At 71.9% G+C, this 19266-nt stretch carries 20 protein-coding genes; 6 read left to right on the top strand and 14 right to left on the bottom strand.

The features are described 5' to 3' along the window. Positions 1-229: 229 nt before the first annotated feature. On the bottom strand, positions 230-961 hold the full coding sequence (locus tag STRBO_RS0129020) for a DUF7873 family protein (RefSeq protein ID WP_005478013.1): 732 nt from the start codon (positions 959-961) through the stop codon (positions 230-232). A gap of 301 nt (positions 962-1262) precedes the next feature. Here STRBO_RS0129020 and STRBO_RS0129025 point away from each other — a divergent pair, with 301 nt between their 5' ends. Beyond that, entirely contained in the window at positions 1263-1676 is a 414-nt protein-coding gene (locus STRBO_RS0129025; RefSeq protein ID WP_005478015.1) for a RidA family protein, read from the top strand. 37 nt (positions 1677-1713) lie between these two features. Here STRBO_RS0129025 and STRBO_RS0129030 read toward each other — a convergent pair whose 3' ends face one another. Further along, on the bottom strand, positions 1714-2451 hold the full coding sequence (locus STRBO_RS0129030) for an aspartate/glutamate racemase family protein (protein WP_005478016.1): 738 nt from the start codon (positions 2449-2451) through the stop codon (positions 1714-1716). A gap of 2 nt (positions 2452-2453) precedes the next feature. Then, complete coding sequence (locus STRBO_RS0129035; RefSeq protein ID WP_005478018.1) at positions 2454-3932, bottom strand: NCS1 family nucleobase:cation symporter-1; 1479 nt, start codon at positions 3930-3932, stop codon at positions 2454-2456. A gap of 194 nt (positions 3933-4126) precedes the next feature. Here STRBO_RS0129035 and STRBO_RS0129040 point away from each other — a divergent pair, with 194 nt between their 5' ends. Next, positions 4127-4849 carry a GntR family transcriptional regulator gene (locus tag STRBO_RS0129040; protein WP_005478020.1) on the top strand — a complete coding sequence of 241 codons (723 nt, stop codon included), beginning with the start codon at positions 4127-4129 and terminating at the stop codon, positions 4847-4849. A 9-nt stretch (positions 4850-4858) separates the two neighbouring features. On the opposite strand, the gene pip is transcribed toward STRBO_RS0129040, so the two are convergent. Further along, positions 4859-5818, bottom strand: a complete 960-nt coding sequence (gene pip / locus STRBO_RS0129045) for a prolyl aminopeptidase (protein ID WP_005478022.1) — start codon at positions 5816-5818, stop codon at positions 4859-4861. 65 nt (positions 5819-5883) lie between these two features. Further along, the gene (locus tag STRBO_RS0129050; protein WP_005478025.1) at positions 5884-6612 is read right to left on the bottom strand and encodes a uracil-DNA glycosylase; all 729 of its coding nucleotides are present in this window, start codon (positions 6610-6612) and stop codon (positions 5884-5886) included. A 75-nt stretch (positions 6613-6687) separates the two neighbouring features. Here STRBO_RS0129050 and STRBO_RS0129055 point away from each other — a divergent pair, with 75 nt between their 5' ends. After that, entirely contained in the window at positions 6688-7212 is a 525-nt protein-coding gene (locus tag STRBO_RS0129055; protein ID WP_005478027.1) for an RNA-binding S4 domain-containing protein, read from the top strand. Positions 7213-7405: 193 nt separating this feature from the next. On the opposite strand, the gene STRBO_RS0129060 is transcribed toward STRBO_RS0129055, so the two are convergent. The 3 genes from STRBO_RS0129060 to STRBO_RS0129070 form a co-directional block, all read right to left on the bottom strand. Continuing rightward, positions 7406-7846, bottom strand: a complete 441-nt coding sequence (locus tag STRBO_RS0129060) for a DoxX family protein (RefSeq protein ID WP_005478028.1) — start codon at positions 7844-7846, stop codon at positions 7406-7408. A gap of 109 nt (positions 7847-7955) precedes the next feature. Continuing rightward, positions 7956-8645 carry a class I SAM-dependent methyltransferase gene (locus tag STRBO_RS0129065; protein WP_086016321.1) on the bottom strand — a complete coding sequence of 230 codons (690 nt, stop codon included), beginning with the start codon at positions 8643-8645 and terminating at the stop codon, positions 7956-7958. A 120-nt stretch (positions 8646-8765) separates the two neighbouring features. Then, positions 8766-9755 carry an acyltransferase domain-containing protein gene (locus tag STRBO_RS0129070; protein WP_005478032.1) on the bottom strand — a complete coding sequence of 330 codons (990 nt, stop codon included), beginning with the start codon at positions 9753-9755 and terminating at the stop codon, positions 8766-8768. 110 nt (positions 9756-9865) lie between these two features. Here STRBO_RS0129070 and STRBO_RS0129075 point away from each other — a divergent pair, with 110 nt between their 5' ends. Further along, complete coding sequence (locus STRBO_RS0129075; protein ID WP_020115226.1) at positions 9866-10132, top strand: DUF6343 family protein; 267 nt, start codon at positions 9866-9868, stop codon at positions 10130-10132. A 44-nt stretch (positions 10133-10176) separates the two neighbouring features. Here the strand turns inward: STRBO_RS0129075 and STRBO_RS0129080 are convergent, their stop codons facing one another. The 4 genes from STRBO_RS0129080 to rpsA form a co-directional block, all read right to left on the bottom strand. Then, entirely contained in the window at positions 10177-10557 is a 381-nt protein-coding gene (locus STRBO_RS0129080) for a tetratricopeptide repeat protein (RefSeq protein WP_005478034.1), read from the bottom strand. Positions 10558-10606: 49 nt separating this feature from the next. Beyond that, on the bottom strand, positions 10607-11236 hold the full coding sequence (coaE, locus tag STRBO_RS0129085) for a dephospho-CoA kinase (protein ID WP_005478035.1): 630 nt from the start codon (positions 11234-11236) through the stop codon (positions 10607-10609). Between the two features lie 45 nt (positions 11237-11281). Next, positions 11282-12220 carry a PAC2 family protein gene (locus STRBO_RS0129090; RefSeq protein WP_005478036.1) on the bottom strand — a complete coding sequence of 313 codons (939 nt, stop codon included), beginning with the start codon at positions 12218-12220 and terminating at the stop codon, positions 11282-11284. Between the two features lie 337 nt (positions 12221-12557). Beyond that, positions 12558-14054, bottom strand: a complete 1497-nt coding sequence (rpsA, locus tag STRBO_RS0129095) for a 30S ribosomal protein S1 (RefSeq protein ID WP_005478037.1) — start codon at positions 14052-14054, stop codon at positions 12558-12560. Between the two features lie 315 nt (positions 14055-14369). On the opposite strand from rpsA, the gene STRBO_RS0129100 reads away from it, so the two are divergent. Further along, the gene (locus tag STRBO_RS0129100; RefSeq protein ID WP_005478038.1) at positions 14370-15296 is read left to right on the top strand and encodes a class I SAM-dependent methyltransferase; all 927 of its coding nucleotides are present in this window, start codon (positions 14370-14372) and stop codon (positions 15294-15296) included. Positions 15297-15402: 106 nt separating this feature from the next. Continuing rightward, positions 15403-17979: an ATP-dependent helicase HrpB gene (gene hrpB / locus STRBO_RS0129105; protein ID WP_020115229.1), complete on the top strand. Its 2577-nt coding sequence runs from the start codon at positions 15403-15405 to the stop codon at positions 17977-17979. Here the strand turns inward: hrpB and pgfA are convergent. Beyond that, on the bottom strand, positions 17969-18961 hold the full coding sequence (gene pgfA, locus STRBO_RS0129110) for a cell envelope lipid trafficking protein PgfA (RefSeq protein WP_005478041.1): 993 nt from the start codon (positions 18959-18961) through the stop codon (positions 17969-17971). The two genes, hrpB and pgfA, sit on opposite strands and share 11 nt — an antisense overlap. Before the next feature lie 56 nt (positions 18962-19017). Then, complete coding sequence (locus STRBO_RS43145) at positions 19018-19152, bottom strand: SPW_0924 family protein (RefSeq protein WP_005478043.1); 135 nt, start codon at positions 19150-19152, stop codon at positions 19018-19020. Between the last annotated feature and the right edge of the window lie 114 nt (positions 19153-19266).

A 19266-nucleotide genomic window follows, 5' to 3' on the forward strand; every position in this document is an offset into this window, starting at 1 on the left:
CTGGACTTGAACCAGCATTTCGACGTCCCGGGGCCTGGGCCCGGTCGTTGCGACGATCGGCGGCGAATACTGAGTCTGGAGCAATAGTCTGAGATTGATGACGGCCCGTCCCTGAACTCTTCGGCGGGTACGGACCGCTCCTTCACGACAAGCCTCAGCTTCAGCTTGCGCTCCTCGCGCACCCCGTCCGGCCTCGGGGCCGGTCGGGGAATCAATGAGGCTACCCGAACTATCCGAACAGGTAGCCGAACACGGCGTCACCGACGCGCTGGTCGACGACGTCCACGCCGTTCGCTTCCTCCCGTGCGAACTTCACGGCCTGCTGCAGCTTCTCGACGCGGTCGAGGATCTCGTTCACGCGCCGGGCGGGCAGGGCTCCGGAGAACTTCACGGTGGTCCAGTAACCGACCGGGATGTCCTCGTAGTACACCTCCACCTGAGCGGGGTGCTTGTCGGTCGCCTCGGCCTTCACGTGGTTGCGCGGGACCTTCTTCGTCCGCACCGTGCGTACGGGCTCGGTCTTCCAGTCGTCGGTCGACGGATCCTGTGCCCACGCCTCGGAGGCGTCGAGCACGGGCAGCTTCCGCACCAGCGTGTTGATCTCCCCGAGCTGCTTCTCCAGGAAGAGCAGATAGGCCACGGGAACGTCGGCGACGAGCACGCGCCCCTCGACCTTCACGTCCGCCCGTGCCGTGCAGTTGGCCCAGTCCTTGGTGGCGGTCACATCGAACAGCCGCGTGAGGATCCCCGCGGTCTCCCGCAGCACGTCCTCCGCCCGCACCTGCACCCGGGTCGACTCGGGCGGCAACTGCTCGCCCTCCTCGTCCTTCGGCTGATAGGTGCGCGCGATACCGGCCAGCAACGCCGGTTTCTGCAGCCCATGTTGAGAGGCCGTCAGGTCCTGATGCGACTTGGCCTTGACGCCCTTCTCCACTGCGATGATCTGATTGAGTTTCGCCACGCGAGAGACGGTAACAGCGTCAGCGCACTCCCTTCGAAGGATTATTCGCGGGCGGGTGCCCAGCACGAAATGCAGGGGCGCCGGGCGGACGGCGGGGCGGCTGCGCGCCGTTCACAGCGCTGCGGGCGCACGTTCACCGCGCTGCGGACGCACGGTCACTGTGCCGCGCACGCACAGCCGCATGCGGCACGTGCGAAATTCGTGGCGTCCGCCGAAAATGGGGATGCGTCGGCGGCGGGGCGTCCGCATCATCGTCGGGTTGTCCACCACACCGACCGGCTGACCACCACGAGGAGCCTTCATGATCCGGCGCACCACCGTCCCCGGCCTCTTCGCACCGCCCATGTACGCGCACGCGTCCGTCGTCGAGGCCGGGACGAAGCTCGCCTTCCTGGCCGGTTCCGTTCCGTTGGACGCCGACGGGAAGCTGGTCGGGGAGGGTGACCCCGTACGGCAGGCCGAGCAGGTGCTGGCGAACCTCGGGGAGCAACTGCGGGCGGTGGGCAGCGACTTCGCGCATGTCGCCGCCACCGACGTGTACGTCGTCAGCGGCGAGCCCGCGGTCCTCTCGGCGGTCTGGGAAGTCGTCGAGGCGTCCGGCCTCAGCACGGGCCCGCACTCCTCGACCCTCCTCGGCGTGGCCTGCCTCGGCTACACGGGCCAGCTGGTGGAGATCACGGCGACGGCGGTGGTCCCGCAGCCCCCGGCCGAGTGAGGGCTCCGGACGTACGGGGAGGAACCCCGCCGCGCCCTCACCCCCCGCTGTCCGGCTCGGCCGGTCCGGCGGCCCCCCAGCTCCTCCTCTTCGGCAGCGGCTTCGCGTACCCGCCCACACGGCTCGTGGTCAGCCCCAGCTCCACCAGTGACTCGGCAAGCTTGACGGCCGCCCCCACCCCGTCGACGACCGGCACCCCCAGCTTCTCCCCCACCGCCCGCTGCAGTCCGCTCATCCCGGCGCACCCGAGGACCAGCACCTCGGCCCCGGCGTCCCGGGCACGCTGCCCGGCCGCGAGGAAGGCCCGGGTGGTGCGGTCGGCGTCGGCGAGGTCGAGGACGCCCAGCCCGGTGCCGACGATCGCCGCGCAGTTGCGGCCCACGCCGGCGGCGTCGAGGCTGTCCTCGATCTGCCCGCGGGAGCGTTCGAGCGTGGTGACGACGCCGTAGCGACGGCCGAGCAGACAGGCGAGGTGGGCGGCGGCCTCGGTGATGTCGACGACGGGGACGTCCACCAGTTCGCGGGCACCCTCGCGCCCGTGCTCCCCGAACCCGGCCATCACGACGGCGTCGTACGGCTCCTCGTAGGTGCGCAGGGCGTCGAGGACGGCGGCGGCGGAGAGGTAGCTGTCGAGCCAGCCCTCCGCGGACTCGGGACCCCAGGCGGGGGTCAGTCCGGTCACGATGGTGCCCGGGCCTGCCGCGGCCCGGGCACCTCGCACGATCTCCTCGGTCATCCCCTGCGTCGTGTTGCAGTTCGTGACGACGATGCGCACGCTCAGCCCTCCACGGCTGCCGGTGCTGCGATGGCCGGCTCCGAGGCCCGCTCGTCCCGGCACAGCACCGCGTACAGGCTCGCGGCGAGGGCCGTGCCGATGAACCAGGAGTACGGGGCGACCTCGCCGAAGGTCGGTACCAGGGCGAGGACCGCGGAGACGGCCGCGGCCGGCAGGAACGCCCACAGCGCCTTGGGGTTGACGCCCTTGCGGTAGTAGTAGCGGGAACCGGGCTGGGCGTCGAAGAGTGCGTCGACGTCGATGCGGCCGCGCTTGACCCAGAAGTAGTCGAGCATGATCACGCCGAACAGCGGGCCGAGGAAGGCGCCCAGGCCGCCGAGGAAGTACTGGACGACGGTGGGGTTGGAGAAGAGGTTCCACGGGGTCACGACCAGTGCCGCGACCGTACTGATCATGCCGCCGACCTTGAAGGTGATCTTCTGCGGCCAGACGTTGGCGAGGTCGTACGCCGGTGAGACGAAGTTGGCGACGATGTTGACGCCCATGGTGGCGACGGCGAAGGTCAGGGCGCCCAGCACGAGGACCCAGGTGTTGCCGACCTTGGCGACGAGTTCCGCCGGGTCGGTGATGGCCTCGCCGAACACCTCCAGCGAGCCGGCGGTGACGATGACCGACACGACCACGAAGGCGGTCGAGTTGATCGGCAGGCCCCAGAAGTTGCCTCGCTTGACCGTCCGGTAGTCGGGCGCGAAGCGGGAGAAGTCGCAGAAGTTGAGCATCAGCGTGCCGTAGGTGGCGAGGATCAGTCCGATCGCGCCGAACCATTGCCGCCACTGCTCGCCCACGGAGACCGGGTGGGGGGTCGAGGTCAGCGAGATGGTCCAGCCGGCCTTGGCGAGGACCCACACCGCGAGCGCGATCATGACCAGCCAGATCGCGGGGCCGCAGAAGTCCTGGAACTTGCGGACCGACTCCATGCCCTGGCTGATGATCAGCGCCTGGATGAGCCAGAGGGCGACGAAGGTGCACCAGCCGAGCTGGTGCAGGCCGAGGAAGGAGTGGTGCGTCCAGGACTCCAGGCCCGGCCAGGCGGCCATCAGCATGATGTTGACCGCGACGGACGCGAGGTAGGTCTGGATGCCGTACCACATGATGGCGATCACGGCCCGGATGAGGGCCGGGATGTTGGCGCCCCAGACGCCGAAGCTGATGCGACTGACCACGGGGAAGGGCACGCCGTGGCGCTGCCCGATCCTCCCCATCCGGTTCATCCCGATGTAGATGATCACGAAGCCGACGAGCAGCGAGGTGAACACCTGCCAGACGTTCATACCGAGGACCAGCAGGCCCGCGGCGAACGTGTAGTTGCCGAGGTTGTGGACGTCGGACATCCACAGGGCGAAGAGGTCGAAGACCTTCCAGTTCCGCTTCCCCGCGGGTGCGAGGTCTTCGTTGGTGAGGCGGGGGTCGGGGACGAACGCTGTGGTGCCGGTGACTTCGGCACGGTCGGCGAGGGACACGGGGCCTCCGGGAGCGAGAGGAGACGGGGTCGGGGGGCGGGGACGGGCGCGGCACCGGCGTGGGGGGCCAGGGGAGCACCTCGCGCAGTTTGGTATACCAAACTGCGCTCATCGTCCTCCCGTCAACAGTTCCGACCGATGTCGTTGTGGTTAACGGTCGGTAAAAGACCCCGGGAGTCGGCGAAGATTGCCCCATGAGCTCCCTGGCTCCGGAAGGAGCGAAGATCGAACCCCTGGGCGCGGTACGGGAACGTGTCCTCGGCACCCTGCGGCAGGACATCATCGCCGGACGCCTCCGTCCGGGCGACCGGCTCGTCGAGCGCGAGCTGGCCGACCGCTTCGGGGTCTCGCGGGTCCCGGTCCGGGAGGCGATCCGCGCGCTGGTCGCCGAGGGCTTCGTCCACTTCGAGACCCCGCGCCGCACGGTCGTCCGCCGCCTCACCCCGGCGGACGTGGCGGAACTCTTCGAACTGCGCGAAGCGCTGGAGGTCTACGCCGCCGGGCTCGCCGCCGCCCGCGCCACCCCGGAATCCCTCGCGGAGCTGTCGGCGCTGCTGGACCGGGCGGCGGAGGCGACCCGCGCCGACGACGCCGAGACGATCACCGACATCAACACCCGCTTCCACGACCGCGTCCTCGCCATGGCCGGCAACAGCCTGCTCATCTCCGTGATGGAGCCGGTCGACGGCCGCCTGCGCTGGCTGACCAGCCAGAACACCGAGTGGCCCCAACTCCTCGCCGAGCACCGGGAGCTGTACGACGCCATCGCCTCCGGCGACCCCGCCCGCGCCCGCGCCCACGCCCTCACCCACGTGCGGACCAACTACCGGTCGACGGTGCGGCATCTGTTCGGCGACGACAGCGGCGGCGACAGCGACAGCGACGAGGCGTGCGGCGGCCCGCACGGCAGACCCTGAACCCGAGGCTCAGCCCCTGGCGTACCTGTCCGTCGCCGCCACCAGCGCCTCGGCCACGTCGGGAGCGCCCGCGTCGTGCCCCACGTCGTCGACGAGCACCAATTCGCTGCCGGGCCAGGCGTGGTGCAGGCGCCAGACGATGCCGAGCAGGTTGCCGGGGTCCAGGCTGCCCTGGACGAGGGTGCCGGGGATGCCCTTGAGCAGCGGCGCGTCCCGCAGGACCACACCGTCGCCGCTTCCGTCGAGGAAGTGGCCGTTGCCCCAGTAGTGGGTGACGGTACGGGCGAAGGCGTAGCGGAAGACCGGGTCCTCGTAGCGTGGCACGGAGCGGGGCGGCTGTCCGGCGATGGCCGTCTCCCAGTCGGTCCAGGCCCGCGCGGCCCGTGCCCGCACCGCCTCGTCGGGCGACTCGATCAGCCGGTTGTACGCGGCCGCGAGATTCCCGCCCCGCTCGCCCTCGGGCAGTTCGGCGAGGAACCGTTCGAAGGCCTCCGGGAAGTACTGTCCGAGTCCCCTGGTCAGCAGGGCGACTTCGGCGTCGGAGGCCGAGGTGACCCCGGTCAGCACCAGCTCCGTCACGGCCTCCGGATGCGTCTGCGCGTACCGCAGGCCGAGCGCCGACCCCCATGACACGCCCCACACCAGCCATCGGCCGATCCCCAGATGCCGCCGCAGCAGTTCCAGGTCGGCGATCAGGTGATCCGTCGTGTTGACGGTCATGTCGGTCTCGTACGCGCTCGCCGGCGGCGTCGAACGCCCGCAGCCGCGCTGGTCCAGCAGCACGATCCGGTACGCCTCGGGGTCGAAGAGCCGCGGGAACCAGGCGTTGGCCCGGGATCCCGGCCCGCCGTGCAGCACGACCGCGGGCCTGCCGCGCGGATTCCCGCAGACCTCCCAGTACACGCGGTTGCCGTCGCCGACGTCGAGCAGGCCGTGGTCGTACGGTTCGATCTCAGGGTAGAGGGGCATCGCGCGACCCTAACCGGCCCGGGGCACGCTCGGCAGCCGGTTATCTCCCGGCCCCGACAGCTCCGCTACGCGGTGACGGCCAGCCCCGCGGACCTCGCCCCCGTACGCAGGACCTCGCGCAGCATCGCCGGGGTCAGCCGGCCGGTGAAGGTGTTGCGCTGGCTCACGTGGAAGCAGCCGTGGAGGTCGAGCCCGTCGAGCGGTACGTGGGTGCCGTGCCCGAAGACGGGTCGCGGCCGGGGTATGTCCCAGCCGGCCTCGGCGAGCGCGGGCAGCACGGCCTGCCAGCCGAACGCCCCGAGTACGACCATGGCCCGCAGCGTCGGCCGCAGCAGCTCCAACTCCCGCACCAGCCAGGGCCGGCACGTGTTCCGCTCCTCGGGAGTCGGCTTGTTCGCGGGCGGCGCGCAGTGCACGGGCGAGGTGATCCGTACGCCGTGCAGCTCCAGACCGTCGTCCGCGCCGACCGCCGTACCGCGCGAGGCGAGGCCGAGGTCGTGCAGGGCCGCGTACAGCACGTCGCCCGAGCGGTCGCCGGTGAACATCCGCCCTGTCCGGTTCGCCCCGTGCGCGGCGGGAGCGAGTCCGACGATCAGCAGCGCGGCGTCGGGCGGCCCGAAGCCCGGCACCGGCCGCCCCCAGTACTCCTGGTCGGCGAAGGCGGCCCGCTTGGTACGCGCCACCTCCTCCCGCCACTCGACCAGCCGGGGACAGGCCCGGCACCCGCTGATCCGTGAGTCCAGCGCGGCCAGCCCCGCCGCCCCGCCACTGCCACTGCCCCTGCCGCCGCCCATGTCTCCACGGTACGTCCGGTGATCGCCTCCGCTGTGCGGCCTGATCGGGGAGCCACGGGGAGCTAAGGTCGAGGCATGGCTGCTGAAGGTACGCAGGAGCGGACGAGCGGTCCGGACACCGCGGACAGGGGTGCCCGCGAGTCGGGGGCAGCGTCACCGGCGGTCGAGGCCGCCGAGGCCGCCCGTCCGGCGAGCGGTGAGACCGTGCGCGTGGACAGCTGGATCTGGTCCGTCCGCCTGGTCAGGACCCGCTCGATGGGCGCCACCGCCTGCCGGGGCGGGCACGTCCGTGTCAACGGTGAACGCGTCAAGCCCGCCCATGCGCTGCGCGTCGGCGACGAGGTGCGGCTGCGCCAGGCCGGGGGACATGAGCGGATCGTCGTCGTCAAACGGCTGATCCGCAAGCGGGTCGGGGCGCCCGTCGCCGCCGAGTGCTACGTCGACAACTCCCCGCCGCCCCCGCCCCGCGAGGCCACCGCTCCGGCGGGCATCCGTGACCGAGGCACCGGCCGCCCCACCAAACGCGACCGCCGTGACCTGGAACGCCTCCAGGGCCTGGCCGAGGCCGCGAACGCCGAGCGCCACCGCCGCCCCACATAGCGCGGCCCCGGGCCCCCCGCGAGCGGCCGTGCGCGCGAGCACACCGACAGCGCCGGCGGCACGGACGCCGGCACCGGCACCGGCAGCCCACGCCCCGGCACCCCACCCCTGCCGCGGGCATCGCCGAGGTGCTTCCCGACGCCCACCGGGAAGCCCCTCGGCGATGCCCGCCGCGCAAGCGGGTCCGCGACGCTCACGCCTCCCGTCGCACCCGTCGCACCCACTGCGCCGGCCCGGCCACGTCCTGGCGGCGCGTCCAGGCGATCAGGGCGAGCGGAACCATCAGGATGAGCGGGGTCGCCGCGTACTGCCCGTCGAAGGCGGTGATCTGCGTGATGAACGCCCCCACCATCAGCGCGCCCAGCGACACCGCCGCGACCGAGGCCAACGCGGGGATCAACAGTCCGATGGCACCCGCCAGTTCGAGCGCGCCGATGCTGTACATCCCCGCGCTGCCCCAGCCGAGCGTGTCGAAGGACTCGACGGCCGACGGGTGCGCGATCAGCTTGGGCAGCGCGCTGGCGAACGCGTAGAACAGCGCGAGCACGATCTGCAGCGCGCGCAGCGAGATCCGTGCGCCCTTGCTGCGCGCGGTGCTGGTCGTGCGGACGGCGGAAGCGGTGGTCTCGGACATGGGATCTCCTGTGTGAAGCGGTTCCGATCGCTGTCACAGAGGTAGACCGGTCCCCTCCCCCGAACTCATCGCCGTCCGCCGGACCTTCCCGCCGGAATTCCCGTCCGCCTCATCCCGCGGGCACGGCCGGCACCGCCTTCACCCACATCCGGTCCTCCGTCAGATACCGATCGACCGCGAGCCCCGCCTCCCCCAGCGCCTCCTCGAACTGCTCCCTGGTCAGTGGTCGCGCCCGGAACGTCTGGGTCCACTCGCCGTCCGGGAAGAGATACTCCACGAACACCGAGTCGACGCCGTCCCCGACCGGTTCGGCCGAGACCACGCGGACGGTGAAGCCTCGGGGGTCGACCCGCTCCCGGGGCACGTTCGTGTGGTAGTCCTCCCCCTCGCGCTGGATCAGCACGAAGCCGTCGTCCGCGACATGCCGCAGACAGGTCCGGAGGATCCCGCGCCGCACCTCGGGGTCGCCGGTGTGGACGAGGAACGACGCGAGCAGCACGACGTCGAACCTCTCCCCCAGGTCGAGTTCTTCGATCGGGCCGCATATCGTGCGGGCCCCGCGCACCCGCTCCAGCATCGCCGCCGACTCGTCGACGGCCGTGACGGTGAACCCCCGTTCGATCAGGGGGTGGGTCATGCGGCCCACACCGCTGCCCAGTTCGAGAATGCGTGCGCCCGCGGGCGCGACCCCCGCGATCACCTCCGGCTCGTCGCCCACCGGCAGGCGCGTATACAGCTCGACCGCGCAGCCGTCCGGGGTGATCGCGCCGGGTCCGGTCCCCTCGTGTCCTTCACGCATCTGGATGCTCATAACCGTCCAACGGCCGGGCTGACACGGGCCGTTCCGGTCACTCATCACCCGATGGGGTGAATGTGGGGGCACCGCGTCGGTCGTCGTGCCCGTCCGGCCGCTCGGGTCTCACCAGGCGAACCAGCCGTGCCCGCTGTACCAGTGCCCGCCCGCGCGCAGGTGATCGGCCACGGCCCGTTCGAGGCGCGTGCGGCGGGGCAGTGTCTCCACCGGCAGGTCCGGGTCCCCGAAGACGAAGCGGACCGGCAGGTCGTCCTCGGGTTCGCCGGTGCCGCAGGAGACCCGGAACCGCTCCTGGAAGCGGACGATGTTGGCGTCCGCCGGCAGGTACCGCTTCAGCTGGGGATCCAGCAGCCAGGAGTGGCAGCAGCCCGCCGTATAGCGCTCCTGGGGGAAGTGCCGGGCGAAGAAGTCGTGGGCGGACGCCAGCGAACGGTCGCACGCCTGGGGTGTCAGGGGTCCCGCGTAGTCGGGTATGTGCAGGTCGAGGCAGGGCTCCCCGGGCCCCAGCGGCAGGCCCGCCGCCGCCAGGGCGACACCCTCCCGTCCGCTGACGCGGGAGCGCTGGAACTGCAGCCGGCCGAGCTGGAACAGCTCCCCGTGGAAGTGCAGCGCGTACCAGCCCGGCGCGACGAGCCCGCCCACGCCGTACCGCCGGCGGTGCAGCACCAGTCCGCGGCCGAGGTCCGCGAGGGTGCGCCGGGAGATGTCGTCGGGGATGGCGCGCTCGCGGTGGTGGGCGCGCACGTACGGCAGGACCGCGGCGAAGACGTAGACGTGGAAGTAGCGGCCGAGCGGGCCCGACTCCAGGGGCAGCGGCAGAAGTCTCGGGCCCTTGCCGATCTTCCCCATGTCGCGCACGAGACCATCGGCGCACCGTTCGAGCAGCCAGGTCGCCCCCTCGTCGGCGGCCAGTGTGCGGCGGAGCGCGACGAGTTCGTTGATGTCCTCGTAGGGGACGGCGAGGTCCACCAGCACGTCCGGCAGCTCGTCGGCCTCCGGCAGCCGGGCCCGTGTCGCCGGGGGGCTCCCGTCCTCCTCCAGGTCCTTCAGCCAGTCGGCGAGCCTCTCGTCCGCCCGCACCGCGTCCAGCAACACCGTCGTCTCCCCCGTAGCACCGCATCGGTCTCCTGGAGAACGTACGGGGCGGGGAGTACGTTTCCGAGTAGGACGAGGCAGGAGACGACAGGGAACGGAGGGGCGATCCGATGCGTACCGGCAGTGAACCGACGACCGCGCGCAGTCCCCTGCGGATGCGGCTCTGGCTGAGCGTGTGGGGGCTGATCTGGGCCATCGCCGGGACGACGGCCTTCGCTCTGGCCGGCCGCCCCGGCTGGGCAGCCGCCTGCGCGGTGTTGTGGCTGATCGTCACCGTCGACCTGACCATGGTCCTGCGCCACATCCGCCAGGGCCCGCACTACCAGCCCGGCCGGGACGTCCCGCCGTACGAACCACCGCACACGCCCCGCCCGTAGGCCTGCGCTGCCGAGGGCGCGGGGGCGTGCGGGGCGCGCGGCCGTCAGGAGTCGAAGCGTGCCTCTTCCAGGTACTGCGGGTTGGGGTCGAGGGCCGCGGCGAGCCGGAAGTGACGCTTGGCCTCGTCGTCTCGGGACTGGCGCTGATAGGTGCGGGCAAGGGCGAAGTGCGCGAACGCGTTGTCCGGCTCGCGCTCCAGGACGATGGTGAACTCCAGCTCGGCGGGCCGCAGTTGGGCCGCCGCGAAGAAGGCGCGGGCGCGCAGCAGCCGGGCCGCCGTGTTCTCGGGGTGCTCGGCTATGACTTTGTCGAGCAGCTTGACCGCACCCCGCGGATCGCGCGCGGCGAGCAGATGCTCGGCGGCGCGGAAGTCGATGACGTGCGTCTCCGGGGTACGTCCGGTGGAACCGCTGGTCTCGGGCACGGCTGAGTCCTTCCCTTGCTGCGTGGGTTCAACGCGCCCACGGACCCGGCTATTCCAGTGTGTGTTCGGATCGTTGCCGGGCCGTGTGGGCCCGCCGGGTGAGATCCGCCCAGACCTCCCGCACCCGCTGCCGGAGGTCCTCCAGCGGTACGTCGTTGTCGATGACGATGTCCGCGATCTCCAGACGCTTCTCGCGGGTGGCCTGGGCGGCCATGCGCGCGCGTGCGTCCTCCTCCGTCATGCCGCGCAGGCGCAGCAGACGGTCGAGCTGGGTCTCGGGGGCCACGTCCACGACGACGACCAGGTCGTACAGCGGGGCGAGGCCGTTCTCGGTGAGCAGGGGGACGTCGTGGACGACGACGGAGTCCTCGGCGGCGGACTCCTCCAGCTCTCTGGAGCGGGCGCCCACCAGGGGGTGCACGATCGCGTTCAGCGCGGCGAGCTTCTCGGGGTCGGCGAAGACGAGGGAGCCCAGCCTGGGCCGGTCGAGGCCGCCGTCCGGCGCGAGCACGCCCTCGCCGAAGGTCTCGACGACCGCCGCGAGTCCGGCGGTGCCCGGGGCGACGACCTCGCGCGCGATGCGGTCCGCGTCGATCAGCACGGCGCCGTGCTCCACGAGCAGCCGCGACACCTCGCTCTTGCCGGCGCCGATACCGCCGGTGAGACCCACTTTCAGCATGCCCGGCAGCTTAGGCCCTGCCGCGGCGGGCGGGCGGAGCGGGGCTCAGCCCTCGCCCTCCCGTTCGGCCAGGAACTTCTCGAACTCGCGCCCGATCTCGTCGGCGGAGGGGATGTCGACGGGCTCGGCGAGCATGTTGCCCCGTGTCTCGGCGCCCGCGGCCGCGTCGTACTGGTGTTCCAGGCCCTGGACGAGGGCGACCAGTTCCTCGTCGCCCTCCCGGATCTGCCTGTCGATCTCCGTCTGCGTGCGGTGGGCCTCCGTGCGCAGGGCGTGGGCGACCGAGGGCAGCACCAGGCCGGTGGCGGCCGTGACGGCCTCCAGGACGGTCAGGGCCGCGTCCGGGTAGGGCGAGCGGGCGATGTAGTGCGGTACGTGCGCGGCGACACCCAGCACGTCGTGCCCGGCCTCCATGAGGCGGTACTCGACGAGGGCCTCGGCGCTGCCGGGCACCTGGGCCTCCTCGAAGGGGCTGCGGTGGCCGGGGACCAGCTCCGCCCGGTTGCCGTGCGGGGTGAGGCCGACCGGGCGGGTGTGCGGCACGCCCATGGGGATGCCGTGGAAGTTCACCGAGAGGCGTACGCCGAGGCGCTCCACGATCTGCTGGACGGCGGCCGCGAAACGCTCCCACTCCACGTCGGGCTCGGGCCCGGACAGCAGCAGGAAGGGGGCCCCGGTGGCGTCCTGGACGAGCCGCACCTCCAGGGCGGGCTCCTCGTACTCGGTCCAGCGGTCGCGCTTGAACGTCAGCAGCGGGCGGCGGGCCCGGTAGTCCACGAGCCGGTCGTGGTCGAAGCGCGCCACCACCTGGTGAGGAGCCGAGCCGAGGAGCCGTTCGACGATCTGGTCGCCCGTCTCACCCGCGTCGATATATCCGTCGAAGTGGTAGAGCATGACGAGTCCCGCCGATTCCTGGGCGAGTGCCATGTCGACGACGGCCAGGCCCTTCGGCTCCCATGCGTACAAATCCTGCGGATCAAGCACTGTGACCGCTCCTCCTCGTGTTCCTACTCCCCAACGCGGATCGGTGGCGGGGCATTCCCGCCGACCGTTCCACGTGTGCGGGGCGCGCCGCCACGGCCGTGGCACGCGCGCGTGGAGCACCCTCACGCCCGCGCCCCGGAGTTGAGCATCCGCGCCATGCCCCGGCAACGGGGCTCGCTCCCCGGCCGTCGGCTCCGCGTCCCGGGCACCCGTCGCGGTGTCGGGGCGGGCAACTCCCGGACGGGGCGGCGCACATACACCCCCGGACGCACCTCGGGCCCGCATCCTGGTGGATGCGGGCCCGAGGTGTTATCGGCTAGTGCTCAGCCGTCCGCGTTCAGCTCTGGCCTCCGGCCAGCTTCTCGCGCAGGGCGGCCAGGGCCTCGTCCGAAGCGAGGGCACCGGAGGTGTCCGCACCCTCGGAGGAGTACGAGCCACCACCCGCGGCCGGAGCCGCACCCGCGGTGTCGCCGCCCTCGGCGGCAGCGGCCTCGTCGGCCTCGCGGGACTTGATGACCTGGGCCTGGTGCTGCTCGAAGCGCTGCTGCGCCTCGGCGTACTGGCCCTCCCACACCTCACGCTGGGACTCGAAGCCCTCGAGCCAGTCGTTGGTCTCGGGGTCGAAGCCCTCGGGGTAGATGTAGTTGCCCTGGTCGTCGTACGACGCGGCCATGCCGTAGAGCGTCGGGTCGAACTCGACCGAGGCCGGGTCGGAGCCGAAGGACTCGTTGGCCTGCTTCAGCGAGAGGCTGATGCGACGGCGCTCGAGGTCGATGTCGATGACCTTGACGAAGATCTCGTCGTTGACCTGGACGACCTGCTCCGGGATCTCCACGTGGCGCTCGGCCAGCTCGGAGATGTGGACCAGACCCTCGATGCCCTCGTCCACGCGGACGAACGCACCGAACGGAACCAGCTTCGTGACCTTGCCGGGCACGACCTGGCCGATCTGGTGGGTGCGGGCGAACTGCTGCCACGGGTCTTCCTGGGTCGCCTTCAGCGACAGGGAGACGCGCTCGCGGTCCATGTCGACGTCGAGGACCTCGACCGTGACCTCCTGGCCGACCTCGACGACCTCGGAGGGGTGGTCGATGTGCTTCCAGGACAGCTCGGAGACGTGGACCAGACCGTCGACGCCACCCAGGTCCACGAAGGCACCGAAGTTGACGATCGAGGAGACCACGCCGGAGCGGACCTGACCCTTCTGGAGGGTCGTGAGGAACGTCTGACGGACCTCGGACTGGGTCTGCTCCAGCCAGGCACGGCGGGACAGGACCACGTTGTTGCGGTTCTTGTCCAGCTCGATGATCTTCGCCTCGAGCTCCTTGCCCACGTAGGGCTGGAGGTCGCGGACACGGCGCATCTCGACGAGGGAGGCCGGCAGGAAGCCACGGAGGCCGATGTCGAGGATGAGACCACCCTTGACGACCTCGATGACGGTGCCGGTGACGATGCCGTCCTCTTCCTTGATCTTCTCGATGGTGCCCCAGGCGCGCTCGTACTGGGCGCGCTTCTTCGAGAGGATCAGGCGGCCTTCCTTGTCCTCCTTCTGGAGAACAAGGGCTTCGATCTCGTCGCCGACCTTGACGACCTCGTTCGGGTCGACGTCGTGCTTGATCGAGAGCTCGCGGCTCGGGATGACACCTTCGGTCTTGTAACCGATGTCGAGCAGGACCTCGTCCCGGTCGACCTTCACGATGACGCCGTCGACGATGTCGCCGTCGTTGAAGTACTTGATCGTCTCGTCGATCGCGGCGAGGAAGGCTTCCTCGTTACCGATGTCGTTGACCGCTACCTGCGGGGTGGTAGAGGTGGTCTCGGTGCTGCTCGTCATGTGGGAAAGGGCTCCGGTACGGACAGTGAGTCGTAGGTACTGCTACGCCGGGAGCCCGTATCGCTCTGAAGAAGCCGGACAGCCTAGGAAGCGCCACTTGAGAAATCCGGTGGCGCCTCGACAACCGAGGGGACATACGACAGATGCGAGCGCAGCCTGCTACGTCTGAGGTGCGCAGGCCCGCAGCGCAACTTGTAGCATACGGGGGCAGCCAGGCAGGGTCAATGCGCGAAGGCGCACACCCGGGGCGGAACGCCGCATACCCGGCACAAAACCTGTCCCGTGAGGCCACGCGGGCCATGGCAGACCCCATTCGTGACACCACCGGGGCGGGTCGCGCCACGCGGGTTACGGAAGAGTACGACGAGGGAGCCGATCATCCAAGAGCCTGAAGTCCACGAGCCCGACGAGGTACGCGGGGCCCACGGGGCCCACGGCGCGCCGGAGGCCGACGAAGCGGAGGCCACCCGGCGCGAGGCCGGTGCGACGGAGAGTTCCCGGGCCAACCGGGGCTGGTGGGACCGCAACGCCGACGAGTACCAGATCGAGCACGGCACCTTCCTCGGCGACGACCGTTTCGTGTGGGGTCCGGAAGGGCTCGACGAGGTGGAGGCGGAGCTGCTGGGACCGTCCGAGGAGCTGAAGGGCAAGGACGTCCTGGAGATCGGGGCCGGCGCCGCGCAGTGCGCGCGCTGGCTGGCCGCCCAGGGCGCCCGTCCGGTGGCCCTGGACATCTCCCACCGCCAGCTCCAGCACGCCCTGCGCATCGGCGGATCGTTCCCGCTGGTGTGCGCCGACGCCGGCGACCTGCCCTTCGCGGACGGCTCCTTCGACCTGGCGTGCTCGGCGTACGGGGCGCTGCCCTTCGTCGCGGACCCCGTGCGGGTGCTGCGGGAGGTCCGTCGCGTCCTGCGTCCCGGCGGCCGTTTCGTCTTCTCGGTGACCCATCCGATCCGCTGGGCGTTCCCCGACGAGCCCGGCCCGGAGGGCCTGTCCGTCTCCGGCTCCTACTTCGACCGCACTCCGTACGTGGAACAGGACGAGGAGGGCCGGGCCGTGTACGTCGAGCACCACCGCACGATCGGCGACCGCGTCCGGGACGTCGTGGCGGCGGACTTCCGGCTGGTGGACCTCGTCGAGCCGCAGTGGCCCGCCTGGAACACCTCCGAGTGGGGCGGCTGGTCCCCGCTGCGCGGCAACCTGATCCCGGGGTCGGCGATCTTCGTGTGCGAGCGGGACTGAGCGGGAGCGGGTCCGGCGGGTTCCGCGTACCTCTTCCCGCGCGTGCGAGCGGGAAAGAGGCACGCGCGCGTGGAGGGCGTCTCCGGGGGCGTACGACACTGGGGGCGTGATCCGTTACGACGCCCTGGACGCACTGCCCGTGCGCACCGCCCTGCCCGCGCTGGACGACGCTCTGGAGGGGCACGGCGCGGCCGTCCTCGTCGCGCCGCCCGGGACCGGCAAGACGACGCTGGTGCCCCTGGCCCTGGCGGGGCTGCTGGACGGCGGCCCGGTACGGCGGGTGGTCGTCGCCGAGCCGCGGCGGATCGCGGCGCGGGCGGCGGCGCGGCGGATGGCGTGGCTGCTGGGCGAGAAGGTCGGCGCGAGCGTCGGCTACACCGTGCGCGGCGAGCGGGTCGTCGGGCCACGCGCGCGCGTGGAGGTCGTCACGACGGGTGTCCTGCTGCAACGGCTGCAGCGGGACCAGGAGCTGCCGGGCGTGGACGTCGTGGTGCTCGACGAGTGCCATGAGCGGCATCTGGACGCGGACACGGCGGCGGCGTTCCTGCTGGACGTGCGCGAGGCGCTGCGGCCCGGGCTGCGGCTGGTGGCCGCGTCGGCGACGACGGACGCGCAGGGCTGGGCACGGCTGCTGGGCGGGGCGCCGGTGGTCGCGGCGCAGGGCGTCTCGTACCCGGTCGAGGTGGTGTGGGCGCCGCCGCCGCGTCCGGTGCGGCCGCCGCACGGGATGCGGGTGGACCCGGCGGCGCTGACGCATGTGGCGTCGGTGGTGCGGCGGGCGCTGGCCGAGCGGGCGGGGGACGTGCTCTGTTTCCTGCCGGGGGTGGGTGAGATCGCGCGGGTCGCCGGGCAGTTGGCGGGTCTCGGTGACGTGGAGGTGCTCCAGGTGCACGGGCGGGCGCCGGCGGCCGTGCAGGACGCGGTGCTGACGGGCGGGGAGGGGCGCCGGGTGGTCCTCGCGACCTCGGTGGCCGAGTCCTCGCTGACGGTGCCCGGGGTGCGGGTGGTCGTCGACTCCGGGCTCGCGCGGGAGCCGCGTGTCGACCACGCGCGCGGGATCGGCACGCTGACGACGGTGCGGGCCTCGCGGGCGGCCGGACGACAGCGGGCCGGACGGGCCGGGCGTGAGGCCCCCGGCGCGGTCTACCGGTGCTGGACCGAGGCCGAGGACGGCCGCCTGCCGGGTTTCCCGTCGCCGGAGATCAAGGTGGCCGACCTGACCGCGTTCGCCCTCCAGGCGGCCTGCTGGGGCGATCCGGACGCCTCCGGGCTCGCGCTCCTGGACCCGCCTCCGAGCGGGGCGATGGCGGCTGCCCGCGACGTCCTCTCCGCGATCGGCGCGGTCTCCCCCACCGGGCACGCCACGGACCGGGGCGCACGCATGGCCCGGCTCGGCCTGCACCCCCGGCTGGCCCGTGCGCTCCTGGACGCGACGCCGCTGGTGGGGGCGGAGCGGGCCGCCGAGGTCGTGGCGCTGCTGAGCGAGGAGCCCCCGCGGGAGTACGGCGACGATCTCACCGCCGCGCTGCGGACCGCCCGGCGCGGGGGTGACGCCTACGCGGCGCGCTGGCGCACGGAGGTGCGGCGGCTGCGCACCGCGTCGAAGCCCGCGTCGAAGCCCGCGTCGAAGCCCGCGTCGAAGCCCGCGTCGAAGCCCGCGTCGAAGCCCGCGTCGAAGCGGGCGTCCGCGACGTGGGGCGCCGGTGCCGGGGAGGAACGGGGAGTGGGGGTCGTGGCGGCTCTGGCGTTTCCGGAACGGGTGGCGCGGGAGGACAGGGGCGGCTATCTGATGGTCTCCGGGACCCGGGCCGAGGTGGGCGAGGGGTCCGGGTTGCGCGGGGCGCCCTGGATCGCCGTGGCCGTCGCCGACCGGGCGGCGGGCGCGGGGCACGCGCGCGTGCGGCTCGGGGCGGCCGTCGACGAACAGATCGCCCGGGAGGCGGCCGGAAGTCTGTACGGCCGGGGCGAGGAGGTGGCATGGCGCGACGGGGACGTCGTCGCCCGGAAGGTGGAGCGGCTGGGGGCCGTGGAGCTGGCGGTGCGGCCGTTGCGGGAGGCGGCGCCCGGGCTCGTACGGGAGGCGTTGTTGGAGGGGCTGCGGGCCGAGGGGTTCGGGCTGCTGCGGTGGTCGCAGGACGGCACCCGGTTGCGGGAGCGGCTGGCCTTTCTGCACGGGCGGCTCGGCGCGCCCTGGCCGGATGTCTGCGACGACGTCCTCCACGCGCGCGTGGAGGAGTGGCTGGAGCCCGAGCTGGGGCGGGCCCGGCGGCGGGCGGACCTCGGGCGGATCGACGCCGGGGAGGCGCTGAAGCGGTTGCTGCCGTGGGCCACGGGGGACGCGGTACGGCTGGAGGAGCTGGCGCCCGAGCGGATCGAGGTGCCGAGCGGGTCCCGGATCCGGGTCGACTACGCGCGGCCCGAGCAGCCGGTGCTGGCGGTGAAGCTGCAGGAGATGTTCGGGCTGCGGGAGTCGCCCGTGCTGGCCGGGGTGCCCGTGCTGGTGCATCTGCTGTCCCCCGCCGGGCGGCCCGCCGCCGTCACCGCCGATCTCGCCTCCTTCTGGAAGGACGGGTACCGGGCCGTGCGGGCGGAGTTGCGGGGCCGCTATCCCAGACATCCGTGGCCGGAGGACCCGGCGACGGCCGAGCCCACCCGGTTCACCAACGCGCGGCTCAGGCGTTGACCGGCTCGGACGCCGGAGGCCTGCTGGACGCGGCCGCGCCGGGCCGCCGGCCGCGGGCCTCGACCCACAGGGAGAGGGCGAGGAGCCCGATGCCGAGGGCGAGGAAGCCCCAGGGCAGGTAGGACGTCATGAGCAGGACGAGCAGGCGCTGGGACTTCACCAGGTCGACGGTGTGTTCGATGTAGTCCTCGCGCATCTTCACGTGCCCGGCGAAGGCGGTCACCTTCTCGCGGTCGCCCAGGAGGGTGCCGCCGCGGAGTTCCTCCTTGTGGATCTCCTCGCCGTAGACGGGGGCGCCGGTCACGGGTTCGACCCAGAACTTGCGGACCGTGGTGTACCAGCGGGTCGTGCCCGTCCCGGCGACCGTCTCGCGGGTGATGCCCTCCACGGGCATGACGCGTGGGAAGGGCACCTCGGTCCAGGGGATGGTCTGCTCGAAGTAGTAGACCTCGACGCCCCGGAAGTCCTGGGTGCCCTTGTAGTGGATGGGGGCGGTGATCCGGGCCTGGGCGTCGAAGTACTCGTAGTCCCTCTTCTCCGTGAGGAAGGGCCACTTGAATTCCAGACCCTCCCGTTCCACGGGGTCGCCGTCGACCATCTCGCCCTTGGCGTGCACGGGTTCCTGGGTGTGGGCGTCGAAGATGTAGCGCTCGGGGATCCGGGAGACCATCTCCCCGTCCGGGCCCTGGACGTAGGACAGGCCGTCCCAGACGACGACGTCCCGGCCGGTGTTCTTCTCGATGGCCTCGGACGCCTCCACGTCGCCCTTGAGGGTCTGCACGATGGTGACCTTCGGGACCGTGCGGGCGGTCATCGTGGCGTAGTCGAGGAGGGTGGCGTCCTTCGCCTCCAGGACCATGTCCTGGTACTGGTTCGCCGGGATCTTGGCCAGGTGCGGGAAGGCGTACCAGCGCACCAGTGGGGACAGGGCGGTGAAGAACACGGCGAGCGTGAGCAGGATCAGGCCGGCCCTACGGCGCATCTCGGTCTCCCTCCCGGACGGTTGTGTGGGCGTGCGGCCACCCTCGGCCGGTGCGGCTACGGATGTGCGGGGACCGTCGTCAGCAACGGCTTCGGTGAGGTCTCGCCCGTCGGTGAGCCGAGCACAGTGATCGTGAACACCAGGGCGAAGGCGAGGGCCAGACCGGTCGCGGCGGCGATCAGGGCGCGCATACGGACCTCCCGACTACGGGCCTCATGACGGAAACTGATAGTTCGTCAGATCCGGCACGGTAGCAACGGCCGGGCGAGATGAGAACACGTCGCACACAACGACGACGGCGGCGC

Origin of the sequence: Streptomyces bottropensis ATCC 25435, assembly GCF_000383595.1 — a bacterium.
Taxonomy (GTDB): Bacteria; Actinomycetota; Actinomycetes; order Streptomycetales; family Streptomycetaceae; genus Streptomyces; species Streptomyces bottropensis.

Excerpts from the sequence above, each read along its gene's own strand:
- STRBO_RS0129025 (WP_005478015.1), top strand. The coding sequence starts at position 1,263 with ATGATCCGGCGCACCACCGTCCCCGGCCTCTTCGCACCGCCCATGTAC.
- STRBO_RS0129040 (WP_005478020.1), top strand. The coding sequence starts at position 4,127 with ATGAGCTCCCTGGCTCCGGAAGGAGCGAAGATCGAACCCCTGGGCGCG.
- pip (WP_005478022.1), bottom strand. The coding sequence starts at position 5,818 with ATGCCCCTCTACCCTGAGATCGAACCGTACGACCACGGCCTGCTCGAC.
- STRBO_RS0129050 (WP_005478025.1), bottom strand. The coding sequence starts at position 6,612 with ATGGGCGGCGGCAGGGGCAGTGGCAGTGGCGGGGCGGCGGGGCTGGCC.
- STRBO_RS0129055 (WP_005478027.1), top strand. The coding sequence starts at position 6,688 with ATGGCTGCTGAAGGTACGCAGGAGCGGACGAGCGGTCCGGACACCGCG.
- STRBO_RS0129060 (WP_005478028.1), bottom strand. The coding sequence starts at position 7,846 with ATGTCCGAGACCACCGCTTCCGCCGTCCGCACGACCAGCACCGCGCGC.
- STRBO_RS0129065 (WP_086016321.1), bottom strand. The coding sequence starts at position 8,645 with ATGCGTGAAGGACACGAGGGGACCGGACCCGGCGCGATCACCCCGGAC.
- STRBO_RS0129075 (WP_020115226.1), top strand. The coding sequence starts at position 9,866 with ATGCGTACCGGCAGTGAACCGACGACCGCGCGCAGTCCCCTGCGGATG.
- coaE (WP_005478035.1), bottom strand. The coding sequence starts at position 11,236 with ATGCTGAAAGTGGGTCTCACCGGCGGTATCGGCGCCGGCAAGAGCGAG.
- rpsA (WP_005478037.1), bottom strand. The coding sequence starts at position 14,054 with ATGACGAGCAGCACCGAGACCACCTCTACCACCCCGCAGGTAGCGGTC.
- pgfA (WP_005478041.1), bottom strand. The coding sequence starts at position 18,961 with ATGCGCCGTAGGGCCGGCCTGATCCTGCTCACGCTCGCCGTGTTCTTC.
- STRBO_RS43145 (WP_005478043.1), bottom strand. The coding sequence starts at position 19,152 with ATGCGCGCCCTGATCGCCGCCGCGACCGGTCTGGCCCTCGCCTTCGCC.